Source organism: Pseudoalteromonas phenolica, from assembly GCF_044788725.1.
GTDB classification, from domain to species: Bacteria; Pseudomonadota; Gammaproteobacteria; order Enterobacterales; family Alteromonadaceae; genus Pseudoalteromonas; species Pseudoalteromonas phenolica_C.
In genome coordinates, this window is record NZ_CP173161.1 from 2,365,925 (window position 1) to 2,387,451 (window position 21,527).

Consider the following 21,527-nt stretch of genomic DNA (forward strand, 5'->3'; position numbering starts at 1 on the left):
CTCATTGGTCTGACAAATTCACCAAGAGAAGTGAAAAGCATCAAAAATGTTAAATTATGACAAACAAAAAACAAATGACACCGGTGACATTTTAAAAAACATTTAATAATGGTGGTGTAAAGTTACTTTAATCGCCAGCTTTACGTTTACGTAAACTGAAAATCAACAGAATAAATATTCACGATAAACAACATTAATAGATATTTATAAAGAGGTGAATATTTGCTGGTAAAACTGAATCAAATCAGTCTTTTTATCGCTATTCGATTAAAGCATTGAACTTGAGAAAAGAATAAATAATGGAAATAAAATCGAGGATTACAATTTAAGCATTAACTACTAATGAATACATTACTGTAAATGCTGATCAAATCTAAGAAGTGGTATTTTTAAGAAAAGATGGATGAAATATGTATTTCAGGCGTCTGCTCCTGAGAAAATTTCAAAAATTAGTACCAGTTTTAGGCAAACCAAATACGATTTAAACACTTTAGTCAAGTTATTTAAAGAAAAGTGAAAGCCCTTATTTCTGCAGTTAGTATTGAGCATCCTGACTACCCGACTCCAGCAAATTTAAGGTAACTATTAAACCAAAGTGAAGCTTCCAAAGCGCTACCTCGCTCTGGAAGCTTGAGCTTTAATCTTGCTTAAGCGCCAAATCAAAATGCAAATAAGCGGCATTCGACGCGATACGCCCTCGTGGCGTGCGCTGAATAAAGCCTTGTTGAATTAAGAAAGGTTCAATGACATCTTCGATGGTTTCGCGTTCTTCACCAATGGCAGCAGCGATATTATCTAGCCCGACTGGGCCACCAGCAAATTTTTCAATCAGAGCAAGCAGATATTTTCTATCCATATAGTCGAAGCCGCATTTATCGACATCGACCATATCTAGGGCTTGTTTTGCAATATCTTGGCTAACTTTGCCATCGCCTTTTACTTGGGCAAAGTCTCTCACTCGGCGCAGCAAGCGGTTGGCGATACGTGGTGTACCACGTGAGCGGCGGGCCACTTCATCGGCACCTTCTGGACTGATTGCTAGGTCTAAATAGTATGCCGAGCGCGAAATAATAGTTGCTAAATCTGCAGCTGAGTAAAACTCTAAGCGCTGCACAATACCAAAACGGTCACGCAGCGGTGAAGTTAACGAGCCAGCGCGCGTGGTGGCACCGATCAGTGTAAATGGTGGCAGATCTAGTTTAATCGAACGTGCGGCAGGTCCTTCACCTATCATGATATCAAGCTGATAGTCTTCCATTGCAGGGTAAAGAATTTCTTCTACCTGTGGGCTCAAACGGTGAATTTCGTCAATAAACAGCACGTCACCCTCTTCTAAATTGGTAAGCAATGCTGCTAAGTCACCGGCTTTTTCGAGTACAGGACCCGAAGTAGTCTTAATATTCACTTCAAGCTCGTTAGCAACAATATTAGCAAGGGTTGTTTTACCTAGGCCTGGAGGACCGAAGATCAAGAGGTGATCGAGTGCTTCTTGACGAGATCGAGCAGCCTCAATAAAAATTTCCATCTGTTTTTTAACATGGGGCTGGCCTGTGTAGTCGTCTAATAATTTTGGACGAATGGCTCTGTCTATTACTTCTTCGTTGCCTTGAACACTTGGCTCAATCAGTCTATCAGCTTCAATCATAAAGGTTATTACATCATAGATTTAAGCGCTTCTTTGATCAGCGCTTCGGTATTCATATCTGGCTGGCTTACTGCCTTCACCGCTTTTTGTGCTTGCGCTAGTTTATAGCCTAATGCGAGTAATGCAGCAACTGCATCATCGGCTGGATTATTGGCAACCGTCGGATCTTCTTGTGGCGCAATCACCGCATTATCGCTAAATGGCGTTAGCAAATCATTGCCGAAGTCTTTTAAGCGATCTTTCATTTCTAGCACTAAACGTTCAGCGGTTTTCTTACCTACACCTGGAATTTTCACCAAAGTGGTCGCATCTTCGTTATTCACACAGTGGATGAATTGCTCAGCTGACATGCCCGATAAAATCGCTAAACCGAGTTTTGGACCAACACCGTTGGCTTTTATGAGCTCTCGAAATAAAGCGCGCTCTTTTTTATGATTAAAACCAAATAACAACTGGGCGTCTTCACGTACCACAAAATGCGTGTAAATCGCGGCTTGCTCGCCAACATTAGGTAACTCGTAGAAACAGGTCATTGGCATTTGAACTTCGTAACCTACCCCATTTACATCAAGTAAAATTTCTGGCGGTTGCTTTTCTAATAGAGTGCCGCTTAGTCTTCCAATCATGTTTATTACCTTAATCTTCGACGAACTGTTTTGCTGGCATTACCAGCTAAACGAATTAAACTTTGCTCAGAATGTGCGTGACAAATGGCAATGGCTAATGCATCAGCGGCATCGGCTTGCGGTGTGCCCGGTAACTTCAAGATACGCTTCACCATTTCTTGAACTTGCTCTTTTTTAGCGCCACCTGTGCCTACAACCGCTTGTTTTACTTGCCTAGCTGAGTATTCATAAACAGGAATATCTTGCATAGTCGCGGCAACAATTGCAGCGCCTCGGGCTTGCCCTAGTTTTAATGCAGAGTCTGGATTATGTGCCATAAACACTTGCTCTATGCCAAAGCTTTGCGGGTTAAATTGCTCAACCAGCTGGGTGACACCTTGGAAGATCATTTTTAATCGGGTCGGAAAATCATGCTCCCCCACTTTAATACAGCCACTGCCTAAGTAGGTAAACTTACTTCCTTGATGATCAATCACGCCGTATCCAGTAAATCTTGAACCGGGATCTATGCCTAAAATTACTGCCAAAGCACATTCTCATTTATTTTTTTGGCATAATGCCAAAATACTGTATGAATTACCAGTTATTCATTACCTCTTTACAACGCTGGCAAAGTTACGGTTGCGATTGCACCTTGCTCAAGATGATTCTCTAATTGTAATTGTCCGTCATGGTTCAGCATGATTTGTCGACTTAATGCTAAGCCTAGGCCAGTGCCTTGCTGTTTAGTGGTATAAAAAGGCACAAATAAATTATCAAAATTGGCGATCCCCTGCCCAAAGTCTCGGATGCTAATTTTCAACATGTCATCACTTTCTTCAAGGTCTAGATCAATGCCTTGCTGGTTATTTACTGTATTTGCCTCGATGGCATTTTTTATCAGGTTGATGAGCACTTGCTGAAGTTGTTTTTTATCAACATTCAGCACTATCTGTGAGGCAGCTTTTGCCCAATTTTCGCTATAAGTAAATTCACAATCAAACAAAGGCAGAATAGGATCAAATAAACTTTGTACGGTGACAGCTGATTTACTCGGCTTTGGCAATTGAGTCAATTCTCGGTAACTGGTAATAAAGGCCTGCAAAGAGCTTGCCCGCTCGGAAATTATCTCAAGTCCTTGCTGAAAGTGAGGTTGTTTAGGAAATTCACATTGTTGAATTTTCTTATTAAGGCTACGACTGATTGTCGCTATTGGCGTGAGTGAATTATTAAGTTCGTGACTTAACACGCGTAATAGATCTTGCCATGCTTGCTGTTTGCGCTCATCTAGTATTTGTTCTGCTTTTATTAGTAGCAGCAGCGTATGTGGGTTACCAGCGCTTAAATATTTATCTTTAAAAGCAAAATACTCGCCTTGAAGCTGTGAAGTATTCAAAGTCACAACTGCTGAGTTTTTCTCAGTCAGTGATTTCATCCAATGGAAATCATGAAGTGTACAGTGTGCTAACTCTTGACCTAAAAACAACTGGGTATGTGCTGCATGATTTGCCATCACGATATTTTGCTCATTGTCGTAAGCAAAACACATGGCTTGAACCTGATCTAAAATTTTATCGATGAGGATCTGCTTTTCAGATACTTGGCGACTCTTTGTTTGTAAGTTATCTGCGAGCGTATTGATTAGTTTCAACAGTGGCGCGATGGCGGCATCTTGCTGTAAGTTTCCACGCATTGTGTAATCTTCTTCAATCAAAGCCGCCAATAAGTTACTAATAAGCTGTTGTTGTTTGTCTATGTTATTTCGTGTGGCATACACCACATAAGACAACCCTAAAAAGGCAATAATGCTGAAAAACGCCAGCAAATAGATGTTGAGCCCTGCGTAAAATAAACTAAAAAACGCCACGAAAATCGCAGGGATAGATAAACCCAATATTAACCGAGTCTGTTGCTGTTTATGATCAACCGCTTTCGTTTTGGAGCGTGCGAAAAATTGCATGCTATTGCGCTTCGTATTTAGCTAAACGACGGTAATAACCGCTGCGACTAAGGCCCAGAGATTTGGCTGTTTCGGTGACATTCCCAGCAAAATGTTTAAGTCTTTGCTCCATTGCCTGAAACTCTATTTCATCTAAGGTTAAATTGGCTTGGCTTGTAATACTGTCTTCTGAAATCGATGTCAGCGCATTTTGCTGAATGAGATTACTGGTTACGTTGAGATTCAAGCTCTCAGCTGTGATAGTTGAGTCACTTAAAAACAGTGCGCGCTCTATACAATGACTTAACTCTCTTAAATTGCCCGGCCAGTGATATGCCAGCAATGCAGCTTTAGCACACTCAGATAAACAAACATCGGTTTTGCCATAATGCTTGCTGTGCTTCGCAACAAAGTAATTTGCCAATGGCACTATGTCGTCCTGACGCGCTTTCAACGCAGGAATGTGCAAAGTAACCGTATTTAAGCGGTAGAATAAATCTTGTCGGAATGACCCTGCTTGAATCGCACATTCAAGATCTGTATTGGTCGCAGACACTAATCTTACATCTGCACGTTGGGTTTTGCTTGAACCAACAGGTTCAAATTGTTTTTCTTCTAATACGCGCAGTAATTTTGCCTGCTGAGCAAGCGGAATATTACCTATTTCGTCTAAAAATAATGTACCCAGCTGCGCCATTTGAAAGCGCCCTGCGCGGTTTTGTTTGGCATCTGTAAACGCGCCCTTCACGTGACCAAATAGCTCGCTTTCAAATAAACTTTCTACAATCGCGCCCATATTTGCACTAACAAAGGGCCCTGAAGCGCGCTTTGAAAACTGATGAATTTTGCTTGCAAGTAAGCTTTTACCTGTGCCGTTTTCACCTGTGATCAAAATGTTCATATCGCTTTGCGCTAAACTTTGTACCTGTTTGAGCAGTTGCTGCATCTCTGCAGATTCAGCGATAAGATCGTCATGTTGAAAATATAGGTCTTGTTTCAGTTGGCTATTTTCGTCTTGCGCAAGTTCGAGCTGTTGCTCGCGCTCTGCCAGTGTAATTTGGGTTTGAATGGTATTAATGAGTGCGTCGTCTTGCCACGGTTTTTGCACAAAGTCTTTTGCACCGGCTTTCAGTGCTGAAACTGCGATATCTATGGTCGCCCAGCCTGTCATAGCAATAATCGGCGGCAGCTTATCGGCCAACAATTCATTCATTTGCTGAATAAATTCAATACCTTCACTGCCTGATGTGGTATCACGATGAAAATTCATATCCAGCATGACGAGATCAAAGTTATGTTGCGTTAATTGGGTTTTAGCTGCTTCCAAAGACGTTACCCCTTGCACATCAAAACCATGATCATCTAGTAAAAACTGCAGGCTGGCGATGATGTTAATATCATCGTCAGCCACTAAAATGTTTGCCATTATTATTGTTATTCCTTACTCATAGCGAAGCACCTGGCTTGGCTCCAATACTACCGCATTTCTAGTCGGGAAATAAATGGCAAGTAACACCGCACTGGCAACCAAAGCTGTTACTGCACTTGCAAGCATTGGGTAAATATAGATAGGTACCAGTTGCTCAGTAAAGTTATGAAATAAATAGGCTATCAACACAAAGAATACTAAAGCTAACCCACTGCCTAGCAACAATTGTTTGCTACCTTGCTTTAAGAATAAACTGATAATCGCTTTGTCACTCGCTCCAACAGCACGGCGAATGCCAATTTCGTTATAGCGCTGGTAAACAGAACCTGCACTGAGACCATAAATGCCCGTTAATGCCAAGAACAACGCGAAAAATGCACAGCCGAATGTTATTGCAAATGTTGTTTTTGCTATTTTATGCAGCATGCCAAAGTCATCTTCTTTTGAGCGAAAATAGCCGGGCTCTAGCGATGAATCTTGACGGTAAAAAGTGCGATAAAAATCTGTTTGAGCTTGCTGCTTATCACCAAAATGTTTAAGTGTCGCTCTCAGCTCACCTACTTCACCTTGTAGCGCCGAAATATACACTTCGTCTTCTTTGTCGAGTGAACCAAACAATGAAGATGCATTCATACGGTTTGTCACAATGCCGACTACAGTATGCGCTAAAGATCCAGACTCTAACTCAATATCGACTTGCTCTCCAAGCGGGCTCGAGTTTGGCCAGTATCGTTTTGCCATCGAATCTGAAATTAATACAGTTCGCATTGCCGTGCGGTTATCTCTATCATCTAGGTGCCTGCCATCTACCAAATAAGGACCATAGCTTTGCGTGTTACCTATGACTTCTATCACATCAACGCTCGGTTTATCTTGCGCTGTTTCAGCTAAAATTTTAGCGGGTAAAACAGGTTTTTTGCCTAAATACGCGCCTAGAGACACAGCGCCAATACTGCCTTGATGCTCTAGTTCAGTCTTTAATGATTGGTAATAGGCAATTCTTTGCTCTGGCGTTGCGTATTTATCCTCAGGCAAAGCTAAATTGACATCTAGGGTATTTTTAAAGTTAACCCCCATATCCATACCTATGATGGTTTGCGATAAGAAAGCTGATAGACCACCAATCAACATTAAAGTTGAAATTAAGAAAATCTGAGAGGTCAGTAAAATTCGCGAGAGTTTGCCAGCTTTTTTGCCCTGAGCCCCCCGGGTACCATCGCGCAAAGTTGCATTTACATCTTGTGTTGCAGCCTTGTAGGCCGGTAGAAAACAAGCAAAAAATAGCGTCACACTTGCAAACAATATGGCTGCAAGCACAGTGTCTAAATCCATCCCCCAATGCCACCAAAAAGCAAGGTTATCGGCCATGTGGCTTTGCAAAACTAACTCTGTGTAGCTCAGTGCCGCCCCAGTTAATAACACCGCCAAAATACAGCCAATAATAGTTAAAATACCGCCTTCCCACATTAACTGAGAGATTAATCGCTTAGTTGGAGCACCCAGCGCTGCTCTAATGGCTGTTTCTTTATTTTTTTCTAAAGCTCGGGCAAGCAATAAGTTACCGACGTTGATACAGGCCAACAACAAAATACACAGTGCAACCCCATTGATAAAAGTAAATACGACACCACCTGAACCATTTACTTGTGCTGCAGGAAACGAACTGATTGCAATAGTTCTAGGCTCATAGTCTAAACCTAAAGTTTGCTGTTTTTGCTGATAAAAGCCTTTTAGTAAAGTAGTCAATTCTGTTTCAGCTTGAGTTACACTGATACTAGGTTTTAAGCGACCATAAACGCTTAGCCAAGTGTCGTCTGTCATTTTAGGCTGTCTGTAAGCAAGGGGTAATGGCTGCCAAGCACGTCCTGCAACAGGAAACGCATAACCTTCTGGCATAACTCCGACAACGGTCGTCAATTGGTTATTAAGGTTGATCACATGCCCAATAATGTCTTGTTGAGCGTTAAAAGTGCTTTGCCAAATTACATGACTGAGCACTACGACAGGCTCTGCGCCAGCTTCAAAATCTGACTGTTCTAAAGTGCGTCCTAACAAGGGAGCAACCTTTGCAAATGCAAAAAAGTTACTATCGACTTGCTCTAAGCTTAAGCGCTTTGATGTTTGTTCAAAAATAATATGACCTGAAGTAGAAATATAACGCCCAATTTCTGCAAAACTCGTTTGTTCAGCAATAACATGCGCGGTTTCCCAGGCTGGCATAGGATCTAAATCTGCATCTTCTAATGATTGTGTTGAAACTCTGACAATACTCTCGCCTTGTGGTAAAGGTAAGTCTTTATAAAGCACTGAATTCAAGAACGAGAAGCTAAATAAGCTAACAAACAAACCGCCAATAAGGACAAGTAAAGTCAGCGCAGAAAACTTGGGAGATTGCAGTAATTGCCTAAGCGCATATTTTATATCTAACCACATAGTCCGTTTCCTTATGCCGATACTTTTTCAACTGAGTGCAGCATGATGTCATTGACCAAAGTACCGTCGAGAATACTCACTTGCCTTTGCGCCATTTGGGCACTGCGCGGATCGTGCGTCACCATACAAATGGTGCTGCCACCTCTGTGAAGTTGATCGAATAATGCCATGACTTTTTCAGCATTATGGCTGTCTAAGTTACCGGTTGGCTCATCGGCAAAGATAATTTTAGGATCGTTTACCAAGGCACGCGCCACTGCAACTCGCTGTTGCTGACCACCAGATAATTGCGACGGAAAATGATTAGCACGATGTTGCATGCCTACTCGCTCCAGCACTTCATCAACTTTATTCTGCATCTGACTTTTAGATACGCCAGTTTGATAAGTCAGAGGCAACATAATGTTCTCACTGATCGTTAAACTAGAGATCAAGTTGAAAGACTGGAAAACAAAACCAATATCGTAACAACGCAGTTGTGCGCGCTTATCTCGACTAAAGCTTGTTACATCTTGACCATTAAACAGATATTGTCCGCTGGTTGCAGTATCGAGCAATCCTAAAATAGACAATAAGGTAGACTTACCACAACCTGATGGGCCAGACAGTGAAACATACTCTCCTTGTGCTATTTCAAGATTAATATTACTTAACGCATGGGTTTCGATGTCTTCAGTTAAAAATGATTTTTTGATGTTACTTAAACTTAGTAATGACATGAGAGATCCTTTTTAAACCTGTTGATATTACTGTATTTTGACACTGCTATGAGATGCCCATGCGCTGGTGTCTGAGATAATAATTTGATCGCCTGGGTTAAGACCAGAAAGAATTTGAATATGTTTTGACGTACTGTTACCCAGTTTCACTTTTTGTTTTTCTGCAAACTGTGTATTGCTTGTGGTTTTATATAAATCCACCGTACGGTTTTTTGGGGCAAATGCTGGACGTTTTACATAAAGCGTATTTTTAATATTCGCAACTTCAATGTAACCATCGATATTAAGATCTGAACGCGCTTCTTTGGGTAACTCTGAATGAATGTTGACTTCAACCGCAACTAAGCCATTTTCCGACATCGGTGAAATTCGAAGTACTTCACCTTCTAAGGTGTTAAACCGCGTATCAATAGTTACTTGCTGGCCCACTGCAACGTCTTTTACTTGAATTTCTTGTACGTTTATTTCTGCGAACAAGGAGTTAGGATCGATTACCAAAGCGGCGTTTTCGCCAGCATTTAATTGTTGTCCAAGCTCAATTGGCAGCCTTTGTACTACACCGTTAATACCTGCGGTGATAGTAAGGCCTGAGACTTGTTGCTGGGCTTTTCTAAGATTATTTTCAACTTGTTCAAGGCGGGCTTGTCTTGCCAATTCACTGGCTTGGAAATTTTGCTGCATTTTTTCTGCACGCTTAATTTGTGCCTGCCAACGTGCATATTGTTGAGTAACTGCAAGTTGAGTGCGTTTGAAATCAAGTGCTGACAAAGAGCCTTTTCCCTGATCGAGTAATGATTGCTCGGCATCTAATTTTAACTTTGAGCTTTTATAATTGAATTCAGCTTCCATGACCGCATTTTCAAGGTCTAGTTGCTGTGCTTGTTGCGCTACTGAGGCGGCATTATTTTCAGCTTTTATCGCTTTGAGTTCCCATTGGATCTTCTCAAGCTCGCTAATGAGTGCAGGGTTCTCAAGTACAGCGAGTGTTTGCCCTTGTACTACTCGATCACCTGGTTTAACTGATAGTTGCTGTACTTTGCCTAATGTTTGCGCCGCACTCCATTGCAGTGACTTTGGTTTTAATGTACCTGAACCTCGCACTTCAATTTTAAAATCGCCTTGCTGTACGTTTGCCAACTGCAACTTATCTCTTTGCACAAAGTATGATGCGTTACCCAAAAATTGTTTTGAGAAATAAATACCCACTGCCACTAATACAAGTACTGGAATATACCAATATTGTTTGACTAAAGGTTTTGCTGGAGGGGTTCTTTTCGTATCCATCACTGGCTCCAATAATTGACTTAGTAAAAACTAATCAACTATCGAGCCAAAATATAAAAACCTGTTTTTAAAGGGTTTTTAATAATTTATGTAAAAATTTTATTCGAGATGTATCAGAATCGACACACTAAAAATAAAAAAGGTGTCTCATTTATGAGACACCTTTTTAGTCAATTTAAGTGTTAAGTATTTACTTCTTCTTTGTCGTGAATAATTTCAAATATTTCTTTAAATGAATGGGCTTTCTGCAAAATGTTTACTGGAATATGCAAAGATCTCGCAATATCACTCGCTGAAATCATACCCCGTAAATTGCCGGTATTGTCAGTTAAAAGAATATGCTGTTGCCCCAACTCTTTCAATGTCTCTAACACATCACCAATTTGAGCATTTTCGACCATTGAATATGGCATGGCCCTTAATTCTGACTTTTTAGTCATCAAATCTTCAACCGTCAGATCGTTTCTTGATTGATTACGTTTCTGTGCAACTGTTAAAACTTTTCGGCCAGTGAGATCTTTAGAGTTAATAACGCCTAAAAACGTATCGTCATGATCAATAACCAATTTAGATCGTACATGACCGTTAACCATCATGAATAACGCATGATCAACATCAACATCTTTTAGAATGACTTGCGGCGTTCGTCGAGTAAAATCTGTGACAACTTTTAATGCACTGCTTGAGAGCGCTAATTTATCAGAATCAAAATGATCACAGAATTGATACACCCCTTTCAATTCAACAGTATCTATTTTTTTAAATTCACCCATTTTCTTACCTCTCACACCACTATATTTTTCACTCTGTTTAATAAAAATATGGTTCAGTTACCTTGATTATGCAAACTGGTGTAAGTGACTGTAATCGCATATTAGATAAAAAAAGCTTAGACTTGATCTGGGTTAATATATTTTGAACTTTTAAGCAGATTCATTTCTCCTTAATATTCACCTTAACAGGTTGATTCATATTGTGCTGATCAACAGGAAAGTTTAGTATCAGTCGATTGTTTAAACGGACAACATTTTTTTGTATTAGATTTAGAAAAGGAAGCATATATGGCTTATCTCATTGATGAACAAAAGCTTGAAAAGGTTTACCTTAAAAGCTATCACACCATTGGTCGATTCAAATATAACGTTGATACGCTGATAAATTCTCCTGAAATTTCTCGACATCATGCGATTATCGAGTTTACACAAGGACATTGGCTAATCAGAGATGTAAGCACCAATGGCATTTGGATCAATGATAAAAAAATAAGCAAAAACCTTCCGTACCAATTGTGTTTAAACGATAAAGTCGACTTTGCAGCACCAGGACGAAGCTCATTTGTAGTCGGTGATTTAAGTACTGACTGCCAATTTTTAGTTTCTCAGTCTGATAGCGGTAAAGTTATCGAAATTAAAGATCAGCTTCTCTTGCCTAATGAGCAAGAAGCTTCTCACATCGCCTATTTCGATAGCATGCTTAACTATTGGTTTTTAGAAGATTTATTCACAAATGACAGACAAGTTTTGATTGATGGAGGACTGATCAGCATTTTTAACGATCAGTGGCAATTTTACTGCTCAAGCCCATCGACCATTACCAAGCAACTTAAAAACGAAGTAGCACAAAATGTTGATTATGCTTTATCTTTTAACGTCAGTTTAGATGAAGAAAACACCCACCTAACATTGAATGTGGCTGATCAAACTGTTGATTTAGGGACTCGTTCTCACCACTATTTATTACTTCTTTTAGCTCGTACCCGAATACTTGATAAAGAAGCAGGTCTTGAAAATGAACTTCAAGGCTGGATGTATCGTGAAGAGTTGGCCAAGGCCTTAGGTGTACAAATGAATCATATGAACATTATGGTTCACAGAGCAAGAAAACAGCTCGCAGATGCGTGCTTAGATATTTGTCCTGAATTTGCATATATGCTTGAATCTGAAAATGGTAAAGTCAGACTTAACTGTAATGACATTACCATTGTTAAAGGTAGTAAACTTGAGACCCGCATCTCTATCTAGAGCAAGTCTCACCGTTTCATCAAAGCGCTAATTTCTATAGGGGCCTGCATGTTCGATTATGCGGGCTTCTAAGTTTTTAAGTAGGCCAAGTTTAAATAACAGCTCAACCACGACGAATAACGGCCCTACTAATAAACCAATTAAATCATCAACAAATGCTGGCTTTTTGCCTTCATAATAGTGCCCGATAAATTGAATTATCCAACCTACAACGAACATCCCAGCAAATAACCCATAGAAACTCGCTGTCTGCGCATTCATGCTTTCAAATATACTGTCTACCCCCCAAAGCCCTAATAAATATAGGCCACTCATGAGTAGGCCTAATTTAATATCTAGGGCTAAGTAAAACAGCATAGCGAGTATCGCAATAAGCAATGCTGGGGTGATCAGAAGACTGTTGAGTGACATTAGAGGAAAATACAGTAGGCCTATTACCGCAAATACAATCAGCGGCACGCCCACAAAGTGGGTTAAAATATTGCGCTCATCACGATGGTAGAGCGCATATTTGATTAAGTGTAGGTCTAATTTTTTCATTTTAGTTCTACTTATAAATAGAGTTATAACACTAAATTAAAACCACACTTTTCACCCCATTGTCAATTTAAAGGGCTAACTTGTCTGCAATCTTTGCCTTAAACCTGAACAACGTTGCAACTGTCTAGACATTGAAAGAGTTAATACCGACATTTGTGCCACCAGCTCAAACTTTTGTTTTGCTCGCGTGATCCCAGTATAAACCAGCTGTCTGTTAATCCCTGAATGTGCCCTTTGCATGGGCGGCAACAACATGGCAGTATGCGCAAATTCAGAGCCCTGAGATTTGTGTATGGTCATGGCGTACACTTTCTCGTGCCTAGGTAGTCTATTCGGGTAGAAGTCCCGAACATGACCTTGCTCATCTACAAACACGGCTTTTAAACTCGCCGATACTGAACTATTCGATTGATAATTGACTAAAATACCAATATCACCATTAAATAAATTAAGCTGATAGTCGTTTTGGGTGATCATAATTGGCAGACCCGCATATTGGCGCTGGGTTAAATCAATTAAACCACTTTGATGCAGTCTCTGCTCAATACGTTGGTTCAGTGCATTTACTCCGTAAGGGCCTTCTTTCACTGCTGCAAGTAACTGATACTGGCTAAAAGCATGATGCACTGCTTGCACATCTTCGGCATTCAAAACTGTTTTACTTTGAATAAGGCGTAAGTAGTTTTGATAATGCCCTGCCGCTCTGTCGATTAACGCGTGATAGGCATCATTACTGAAGTCATACAATTCTAAATCTTCAAAGCCATGCTGAATTGTCTGCTGTAAATGCCTCTGATCGTTATTGTTCACCGCTTGTGCCAATTGACCAATACCACTTTGGGCATTAAATCTATGGCTCTGCTGTAAAAATGCGATGTTGTCGCAAAGCAAAAAATGACTCGGTTTTTCGTGCAATTTTGTCGCATTATTAAAACAAATTTGATTAAGTGCGTTTACACAGTTTTGTGAGTAATGGGGCTGTTCGCCCAACTTTAGATGCTCACATAAATCCCCTAGCACATTACCGGTATCGACTGAGGCCAATTGGTCTTTGTCACCAAGTAAGACTAAACGAGCATGAGATGGTAACGCTTTGACTAATTTACTTAACAAGGGTAAATCTATCATCGACGCTTCATCGACAATCAATAAGTCTAAGTGCAGCGGGTTGTGCTCGTTATGCCTAAAGTGATGAGTATGTGGCACGACCCCCAGTAATCGATGTATGGTTTGCGCTTGCTCTGGCAACAAATCAAATAACTCGCCATCTATCATGCCGCTTTCAATTAACTTTTTCTTCGCGCCTATCATAGACTCTGTTAAGCGCGCAGCAGCTTTACCAGTTGGCGCTACCAGTTTAATACTCAGTGGTGCACTGCGATACAGCGACTGTAAAATTGCCAACAACTTAGTAACAGTGGTGGTTTTACCTGTACCCGGGCCCCCGGTGATCACACAAAAGCGATTTAATGCAGCCATCGCACACGCCACTTTTTGCCAATCAATGTCATCTTGATCATCAAAGAAGTGATTGAGTAATTCAGTCAGTGTGTCCAGGTTCAAGGTCACTTTATTGTTGCTCAACGCTTGGAAAGCTTCAGCAAGGCTTGCTTCGTAGTCGAAGTAACGGGCTAAATATAAGTTATTATTCAATAACCTCATTGGTTTATCGTCACCCACAGCTGCGTGTGACGCTAACGCTTTTATCGCAGCTTGTTGGTCTTCAGACCAAGGCGCGGTTAACACATTTTCGCCTTGTAATTTTACTGGTAACGAAAATGGGTTTTGCCAGTCAATCTGCTCTAACTCCAAGCAGCTGTGTTGCTGTCTTTGCGCTCTTAGCAACAACAAGATTAAATAAAATGCGTCATCAATTTTGGACGCATTGAGTAATTTCGCCAGCGCGATATCACTGTGAAGCAGTTTTTCTTGCTCGATTAAAAGCGCAATAAAGCTTTGATGATCAAAAGGCTCTGTGAATGCGGGTTGAGCAAATAAGTCGGTTTGTTCCATTATGCTACTCCTTGTAAAAATAAGGCATCTAACTGTTCAAGTTCACTGAGAGATAGCTGTTTAAAGAACACCCCTTCTCCGTCACCCATGGCGCGTAAGAAAACATAATAGACGCCACCTAAATGGTGCTCTGGCTCATAGTTAGGTAAGCGAGCTTTAAGTAGGCGATGTAATGCCACGGTATAAATCATATATTGCAGATGATATTGATGTGCGTTCATGGCTTGCACTAGGTTATCGCTGGCATAGTCGCTCGGTGCACCGCCTAAATAGTTCGACTTGTAATCAAGAATATAATACTTGCCTTGATGCTCGAAGATTAAATCTATAAAGCCTTTAAGTAGCCCTTTGACATTATCAAATTTAAGGCTACTTGGATGCTGAGTGATGTTTGAAACAATATTATTCAGCGTCATTTGATCTAATGGCGCAAGAGGTAAATTAAACTCCATCTCCACTAAACGCTGCGCAGGCGTTATGTCTTTAAGTGCTAAATTACTATCAAGTTTACATGCCAGACACGCTGACACCCAATGCTTAACCGGTGCTTGCCATTTATCTTCAAAACCGAATTTATCCAACGTCTGTTTTACTGCTTCTTCTAGTGTCAGGTTTGGTGCTTGCGGCGTTTCTGGCTCGCTAAAATCAATTAATTCAAAAATTTCGTGTAAACAGCTACCCGCTTTTGCACCCTTTGGAAAGGTGTAGGCATCTAGGGTTTCTTGGCTTTCTGCCAATGGCAGGTCGAGCAAGTGATTTTCATCAATTGCCCCTAATGGTCTGTCATCATGATCTTGATGATAGGTTAACTGGCTGAAGCTGGTTGCTCGCCAATCGCGTTCAATATTCGCTGACACTGCTTTTACAGCACAATCAATTGTCTGCGCTTGTTGAGTCGGTGTGTAACTTTCGCTTGGCAAAGCATTAATATCAAAATAGGCGACCTGTAAGTTCGCATCACTTGTACAAAGTGCATCAAGTCGCACGTGCCATTGCTCTGCAGAGGTCATCAAATCTGGAGCAAAAAGCACGTAACCCAGTGCCGTTCGAGTGATACCCGGCTTTTTGCTTCGCCCTTCGGCTAAGTTATACATGCCTACATCACAGTGGTGTACAGCGCGTGTCAATGCAACATACAACAGTCGAATGTCTTCAGCTAAACGCTCTTTTTCAGCAAGTTGCATGGCGTCTTCTGATTTTGATAAGTCATATACCAGCGTGTCGTCTTTATGATAAATCGCTTCGCTCGCTTCACGATAGCCGCTAGCAAACGGCAAATAAACAATTGGATATTCCAACCCTTTTGAGGCGTGCATGGTGATGATTTTAACTAGGTTCTCGTCGCTTTCTAAGCGTACTTGTGCGGTATCGCTTAACGACTCAGTGTATTGCTTTTCATACCAACGCAAAACCCGCTGCGTGCCTTCGAGTTCAATTTGCTTATGCTGTAAGAGCTCTGCAAGGTGGCGATAATCCGTTAACCAACGCTCTACATGAAGACCTTTTTGTTGCCAAAGCAAGGGTAGATCATTCTCAACCAACAATTGCTCAAGCATCGCCATCACGCCCTTTTTGTACCACAAGGCTTTTAGCTTAGAAAACTGTAACAAGTACTCCTGCCACGTTTTATGCGCTTTATTATTTTGAGCTGCTTGAAGGCTGTCTGTCTCGTTTTGCAATGCAAAAATTTGCTGGTAATTCAGGCCAAATAAATCACTGGCCAAAACACCTCTAAGCAGAGCTTCGTCGTAGGGGCCATGCAGCACCATCAAAAATTGCATCAAGGCTTGGCTAACTGGCTGCTGGAAAACACTTTCTCTGGCAAGATACACACTGTCGATGCCTTTATTGGTTAAAGCACGTTTTATCAAAGCCGCTTCATTTCTATCTCGTACTAAGAAGCAAATATCTCCTGCCGCCACAGGTAATCCTGCTATTGTTACTGTACCTTGCTGTGCTTGGTTCAAAAGCGTTGCGGTTTTACTGGCGTAAAGCTCAGCAAGCGCTGGATGTGCCACGCCTTTACTGGTGACCTCAGAGGTATCTTTTAAAACGCTAAAACACAATGGTGCTGCAGGCTCATTACTTAGTTCAAAGCCTTCGCCGGGCTTTTTGCCATTTGCAGCAACGGCTTCAAACGGAATGTCTTTGTTATAGATAAAGCTATTCTCGTTTTGCTTGAAAATACTGTTAACTGCATCGACCACGCCTTTTGCTGAGCGGAAATTAGTCGCAAGGGTATATTGATGTGTGTCTTGCACCTGCTTTTTGGCATGAATATAGGTGAAAATATCTGCGCCCCTAAACCCATAAATCGCTTGCTTTGGATCGCCTATCATGGTCAATGTAGTCGCTTCACGCTTGCCGTAAATCGATTGAAAAATACCATATTGAATGGGATCGGTATCTTGGAATTCATCGATCATCGCCATTGGGAAAAGCGTGGCAATTTTCTCAGCTAAAACCTCGCCTTGTTCAGCAGTGAGTGCAGCATGCAATTGAGTAAGCAAATCATCAGGCGTTAAAACGCCCTGCTTACGTTTTTGTTTTTCTAGTAAGACTGCAACTTGTTTCGCCGCTTGTTGCACTATGGCCAGTGGTAACCCTTCTTGTAACTTTTGGTGTAGTGCAAACATCTCAGAAAACGATTTAAGCAAGGGATGCGACATCGGCGCTTGCCCTTTCTTGTAATACTGACTGTCTGACAGCGTTTCTTCACTCCACAAGTTGAATGAGTGCTTCGCCGAGCCAAATTCAAAAAACCAGTTATCCGATTGGCAGTAGTCAATCAAAGCTGCAATATTGGCTACTCGCCCTGGCGCTTTATTTTTAGCTAGGCCCGAATTATCTAACGCGGTAAAGAAGTCGCTTGCTAACAACGAGCTTTTAAATGTTTGTGCTTGTTGCTGGTATTGCGCTTTAGTGGCCAGTACATCATCTAAGTCATAACTTGGTGTTATGTTGATATTGCCCTTACTCAGCAGTTTACTTACTTTACTATTAAGAGATTGCGGGTTTGGCACATGCTCTAAAATAGTCTGAGTGGTATCGGTATCGAGCGGGTAAATAAAACTGCGCCAGTAGTCTTTTACTGCTTGGTCGATTAAATCTGCACTGTCGAGTACAAACGTTTGGTTAAAACCCATGTTCGATTCAAAGGCATGCTGTTTCAACATTTTCTGGCAGAAACCATGAATGGTATAAATTGCAGCTTCATCCATTGATTTGGCCGCAGCATCGAGTAACGTAAAAGCCTGTTTTTTGTCTTTGACGTCTTTTAACACTCGCAGAATGAGGTCGTCTTTTGACGCTTTGCCGAGTAACACATCACGCGCTTCGACAATGCGTTTCCTAACTCGGTCTCTGATCTCAGCCGTTGCTGCATCAGTGAAGGTTACCACTAAGATTTGCTCAACATTTAATGGCGTATTCTCTTGCTCAGGTAAGGTCAAACCTAGTAAGCAACGTAAATACAAGCCCGTAATGGTATAGGTTTTACCCGTCCCCGCACTGGCTTCAATTAGGTTTTGCCCAACCAAAGGCATGACTGTTGGATCAAGCATTTGCATATTTTTCTTCCCTCGCAAGGTCAATCAATTCGCCAAATAACGATTTACTTAAGCGAATAAACTCAGCTTCAAAATCAAACAGGTTTTTAAAGTCGAGCGCCACATAAGGGTTTTCGCTGTCGCCCATGCCGATATATTGGCCACCGTTAAATTTATTGGCCGCTTTATTGATGTCTTCAGTGAGCGCATATTCATAGCTAGATGCAACAAAGAAAGGTTGCGGACTGCTCATAAGCGAAATGTAAAAATTGACCCATTTCTGTAGCTGGGTTTTTGCGTCTTCTGCATCTAACGGCGCAAAGCTAACTTGCTCGTCTAAACCATAAACAGAAGTCGTGACCGATTGCCCCATACAATTCGCTGCGCAGTGGTAAATAAACGCTCTAACTTTATCTTTGGCCTTAATACTTGCTGGACGATAAAAGATTTGTTGTGATTCAAAGAGTTTATCGAGCCACCCTTGTAGTTGTATTACACCACAGTCGATATCAATTTCAACTGGCTCTGATGGTGATGTGAGGGTTGTTTTTAAACGCTCAGCTAGGGGGGTGATCCTTTGCTGTAATTGGCTAAGTTGCACTTTACCTACTTCGGCTTGTGGCAAGTCGCCTCGTTGTAAAAGTTGCTCGGGGGCTTTTTCGCTCTCATTCAGAGAATCTGTCAGTAATTCATCTAGATATTGATAACGAGACAAGGCATCGAGAGCAAATGGTTCATCGTCGTCAATTATTTCTTCCGCATTGTATAAGCGCACACCCACACGTTGCTGATAAAACGCTGCTTGCGGGTTTAAAACGGCTCGGATCAACTGATTGATATCTAGCTCATGCTCAGCTGTATCAAACGGATTTGGTAGGCCTTCACTAAAGCTTGTGTTGTTTTCAATGTTCGAAGGCTCATTAGTAGCCTTTGTAATCAACCAAGTGGGATTAAAGCTTTGCTTATCGCTCTCAATATAATTTAACGTAGAGAATGGCTGCAGTGTGGCTTGGTTTAATAGGTGCGTAGAAGGTTTCCCCCCTTTGCCTTCGATGTAAAAACAACGGTCAATGTAGTCAATAAGTTCACTGACCAAAATTGACGGTACTTGCGGCTCGTTGTTGTAGCATGAACGGCCTACGTAACTGAGTAAGAGTTGTTTTCGCGCACTCAATAATGCTTCTAAAAATAGATACCTGTCATCGAGTTTACGTGAACGGTCACCTTTTTTACGCTGACTTTGCGATACAAGGTCAAAGCCTATCGGTTGCACACTGCGCGGATAGTCCCCATCGTTCAAACCAAGTAGACAAACGACTTTGAACGGCACAGCTCGCATTGGCATTAGTGTACAGAAGTTAACAGCCCCCACAAGAAAACGTTGCCCTACCCCTTTCTGTGCAACCCCTTGCTTGACCCAATAACTGATAATTTCGGGGCTTACCGCTTCAATCATGTCTTTATTGTCAAAGTGGGTCTGTAAAGTATCAATCACTTTATTGAGCACTTGCAGATCCCAGCTTTGATCTGAATCTGGATGATAAAACGTTTTTATCAGTGATTTGAGCTGTTCGGCTTTGACATCAAGTGGGTTATGTTCACTCAAAATATTTTTGTGGCTAATTAAGTCATCAATAAAGTGAATCAGTTTACTGAGCGACTCAGTGGCCATGCCCTCAACTTGATCGCTTGGGAAAATGCCTTCGAATGCCAAAGACTCATCGCTCATAGCAATGCCAAGCAATAAACGATTTAAGCCCTGTTGCCAGGTATTAAGCTGCATTTTAGGTAGTTCATGCTCGGCTTTATGCTCTGCGTTAATGCCCCAGCGTACTCCAACTTCTTCAAGCCAAAATCTGAACTGCTCAAATTCATCTTCACTACACTGGTATTGCTTTGCGATAGGGTCTACAGCGAATAAGTCTAGGATATCCGATACGCCAAAACGGCTGAAAGGTAAATCGACCAAAGACAAGAATGAATTGATCACGGGCTTTTCTTGATCAATGGCTAAATCTGCCAACGAGTAAGGTATATAGCGCTCTGCGGTTGCGCCGCCAAATACTGCTTCAATATAAGGACTGTATTTCGCCACGTCCGGCATCATAACTATAAAGTCTTTCGGGGTAAGGCTTGGATCTTCGTGCATCAAAGTTAATATATGGTCGTGTAAGCGTTCAATTTCACGAAGTGGCGTATGACAGTCTTGAAACACAATAGAGTTATCATCTTCTTCGATGGATAATTGACCCTCTTGGTTTATAAACCACCGTGTGTCTTCGACTAGGGTTTCGCCTTTAAACGATAAATCGAAAATTTCTTTTTGTACTTTGCCCAGTAAGTTATCGCTAAAATCTTCGACAAACCCGTCTATCCATGAGGCGTCCAATTGCAGCAGCTGTTCAAAGTAATCACGACCTAACTTACCCCATGCCGATAAAAGAGGATTGCCGATTTGGAAATATTCTCCTGATTGCGCTTCAAGCTCTGGATATTTTACAAATTTAGCGGCAATTTTAGCCTGTGTTTTTTCGTCAACCACATCGCCCCAGTAATGCTCACTCGGATTAAACAAGAACAGCAACACATTGGTTTTCTGCGCTAGCGCTTGGAAAATCTCAAGCTGACTACTTGGAATCGCGGACAGACCAAATAAGCTTATTCTTTGGGGTAACTGCTCAGCAGAGGCTTCAGCTAGGGCTTCGAGCAACATGCCATGCATGTTGGCACGATGATAAGGGCTTTGTCCTAAATCTTCAGTTAAAGAAACAAGCTTTCGCCATAAATCGGGCTGCCAAGGGGCAATAGACACATCCACATCAGGCAATTCATCCATGCCCGACTCCCATGTGTCTAACCACTCAGGACGATACATTAAATATTGGTCGAATACGTCCGCAATTTTTTCACATAAAGCAAAACGCTTTTTGCCCGCTTCATCATCTTCTAAATAGCGCTTTAAGGGCTCATATACAGGTAATACGAGTTGCTCAGGCAACAGAGTCATCAGCTTCCAAGTTAAGTTCGCTTTATTAAAAGGCGACTCTTTTGGTACTTGTGGTAGGAAGGTTTGATACAGTTGCCAAATAAAGCTGGAAGGCAATGGAAAATCAAGTTGCGCTGCCAAACCTGAATGCTGGCTTACACCTAGCTTTAGCCACTGCGACATACCCGGAGACTGAACAAGAATAATTTCTTTACTAAAAATACTGTCTAAAGGCGCGGTGTCTAATACTTTATGGAGCTGCGCTTGTAACGCCTCCATGCGATTTGACTGAATGATATGTAACATGATGACAAGCCTCTGCGTTCCAATGCATGTTAATTACAGGACGTAAAAAATTACTGTTT

Annotated in this window: 14 protein-coding genes; 1 reads left to right on the top strand and 13 read right to left on the bottom strand. The window is 41.4% G+C overall.

What is annotated here, in order from left to right:
- Positions 1–637: 637 nt before the first annotated feature.
- From ruvB to ACH784_RS10825, 9 genes are all read right to left on the bottom strand, one after another.
- Complete coding sequence (ruvB, locus tag ACH784_RS10785) at positions 638–1,645, bottom strand: Holliday junction branch migration DNA helicase RuvB (protein WP_404390081.1); 1,008 nt, start codon at positions 1,643–1,645, stop codon at positions 638–640.
- Between the two features lie 8 nt (positions 1,646–1,653).
- Positions 1,654–2,271, bottom strand: a complete 618-nt coding sequence (gene ruvA, locus ACH784_RS10790) for a Holliday junction branch migration protein RuvA (protein WP_058030063.1) — start codon at positions 2,269–2,271, stop codon at positions 1,654–1,656.
- Between the two features lie 5 nt (positions 2,272–2,276).
- On the bottom strand, positions 2,277–2,798 hold the full coding sequence (gene ruvC, locus ACH784_RS10795) for a crossover junction endodeoxyribonuclease RuvC (RefSeq protein ID WP_404390084.1): 522 nt from the start codon (positions 2,796–2,798) through the stop codon (positions 2,277–2,279).
- 71 nt (positions 2,799–2,869) lie between these two features.
- The gene (locus ACH784_RS10800) at positions 2,870–4,210 is read right to left on the bottom strand and encodes a sensor histidine kinase (protein WP_404390086.1); all 1,341 of its coding nucleotides are present in this window, start codon (positions 4,208–4,210) and stop codon (positions 2,870–2,872) included.
- A gap of 1 nt (position 4,211) precedes the next feature.
- Entirely contained in the window at positions 4,212–5,615 is a 1,404-nt protein-coding gene (locus ACH784_RS10805) for a sigma-54-dependent transcriptional regulator (protein WP_404390088.1), read from the bottom strand.
- Positions 5,616–5,630: 15 nt separating this feature from the next.
- Positions 5,631–8,051, bottom strand: a complete 2,421-nt coding sequence (locus ACH784_RS10810) for an ABC transporter permease (protein WP_404390090.1) — start codon at positions 8,049–8,051, stop codon at positions 5,631–5,633.
- An 11-nt stretch (positions 8,052–8,062) separates the two neighbouring features.
- Positions 8,063–8,770 carry an ABC transporter ATP-binding protein gene (locus tag ACH784_RS10815; RefSeq protein WP_404390092.1) on the bottom strand — a complete coding sequence of 236 codons (708 nt, stop codon included), beginning with the start codon at positions 8,768–8,770 and terminating at the stop codon, positions 8,063–8,065.
- A gap of 27 nt (positions 8,771–8,797) precedes the next feature.
- Positions 8,798–10,054, bottom strand: a complete 1,257-nt coding sequence (locus ACH784_RS10820; RefSeq protein WP_404390094.1) for an efflux RND transporter periplasmic adaptor subunit — start codon at positions 10,052–10,054, stop codon at positions 8,798–8,800.
- A gap of 182 nt (positions 10,055–10,236) precedes the next feature.
- A complete protein-coding gene (locus ACH784_RS10825) occupies positions 10,237–10,827 on the bottom strand; it encodes a CBS domain-containing protein (RefSeq protein WP_404390096.1) in 591 nt (196 codons plus the stop codon).
- A 288-nt stretch (positions 10,828–11,115) separates the two neighbouring features.
- Between ACH784_RS10825 and ACH784_RS10830 the strand changes: the two genes are divergently transcribed.
- Positions 11,116–12,075: an FHA domain-containing protein gene (locus tag ACH784_RS10830; protein WP_404390098.1), complete on the top strand. Its 960-nt coding sequence runs from the start codon at positions 11,116–11,118 to the stop codon at positions 12,073–12,075.
- A 27-nt stretch (positions 12,076–12,102) separates the two neighbouring features.
- On the opposite strand, the gene ACH784_RS10835 is transcribed toward ACH784_RS10830, so the two are convergent.
- From ACH784_RS10835 to recC, 4 genes are all read right to left on the bottom strand, one after another.
- A complete protein-coding gene (locus ACH784_RS10835; RefSeq protein WP_404390100.1) occupies positions 12,103–12,615 on the bottom strand; it encodes a DUF962 domain-containing protein in 513 nt (170 codons plus the stop codon).
- 75 nt (positions 12,616–12,690) lie between these two features.
- Positions 12,691–14,628 (bottom strand): exodeoxyribonuclease V subunit alpha, encoded by a 1,938-nt coding sequence (gene recD, locus ACH784_RS10840; protein WP_404390102.1) that lies wholly within the window; start codon positions 14,626–14,628, stop codon positions 12,691–12,693.
- A complete protein-coding gene (gene recB / locus ACH784_RS10845) occupies positions 14,628–18,197 on the bottom strand; it encodes an exodeoxyribonuclease V subunit beta (RefSeq protein ID WP_404390104.1) in 3,570 nt (1,189 codons plus the stop codon). Before recB ends, recD begins: the two co-directional genes overlap by 1 nt.
- Positions 18,184–21,468 (bottom strand): exodeoxyribonuclease V subunit gamma, encoded by a 3,285-nt coding sequence (gene recC, locus ACH784_RS10850; RefSeq protein ID WP_404390106.1) that lies wholly within the window; start codon positions 21,466–21,468, stop codon positions 18,184–18,186. The genes recB and recC overlap by 14 nt, the downstream gene beginning before the upstream one ends.
- Positions 21,469–21,527: the final 59 nt, after the last annotated feature.

What these genes read in the sequence shown, in the direction of transcription:
- ruvB (WP_404390081.1), bottom strand. Translation starts at nt 1,645, where the DNA reads ATGATTGAAGCTGATAGACTGATTGAGCCAAGTGTTCAAGGCAACGAA.
- ruvA (WP_058030063.1), bottom strand. Translation starts at nt 2,271, where the DNA reads ATGATTGGAAGACTAAGCGGCACTCTATTAGAAAAGCAACCGCCAGAA.
- ACH784_RS10800 (WP_404390086.1), bottom strand. Translation starts at nt 4,210, where the DNA reads ATGCAATTTTTCGCACGCTCCAAAACGAAAGCGGTTGATCATAAACAG.
- ACH784_RS10805 (WP_404390088.1), bottom strand. Translation starts at nt 5,615, where the DNA reads ATGGCAAACATTTTAGTGGCTGACGATGATATTAACATCATCGCCAGC.
- ACH784_RS10810 (WP_404390090.1), bottom strand. Translation starts at nt 8,051, where the DNA reads ATGTGGTTAGATATAAAATATGCGCTTAGGCAATTACTGCAATCTCCC.
- ACH784_RS10815 (WP_404390092.1), bottom strand. Translation starts at nt 8,770, where the DNA reads ATGTCATTACTAAGTTTAAGTAACATCAAAAAATCATTTTTAACTGAA.
- ACH784_RS10820 (WP_404390094.1), bottom strand. Translation starts at nt 10,054, where the DNA reads ATGGATACGAAAAGAACCCCTCCAGCAAAACCTTTAGTCAAACAATAT.
- ACH784_RS10825 (WP_404390096.1), bottom strand. Translation starts at nt 10,827, where the DNA reads ATGGGTGAATTTAAAAAAATAGATACTGTTGAATTGAAAGGGGTGTAT.
- ACH784_RS10830 (WP_404390098.1), top strand. Translation starts at nt 11,116, where the DNA reads ATGGCTTATCTCATTGATGAACAAAAGCTTGAAAAGGTTTACCTTAAA.
- ACH784_RS10835 (WP_404390100.1), bottom strand. Translation starts at nt 12,615, where the DNA reads ATGAAAAAATTAGACCTACACTTAATCAAATATGCGCTCTACCATCGT.
- recD (WP_404390102.1), bottom strand. Translation starts at nt 14,628, where the DNA reads ATGGAACAAACCGACTTATTTGCTCAACCCGCATTCACAGAGCCTTTT.
- recB (WP_404390104.1), bottom strand. Translation starts at nt 18,197, where the DNA reads ATGCAAATGCTTGATCCAACAGTCATGCCTTTGGTTGGGCAAAACCTA.
- recC (WP_404390106.1), bottom strand. Translation starts at nt 21,468, where the DNA reads ATGTTACATATCATTCAGTCAAATCGCATGGAGGCGTTACAAGCGCAG.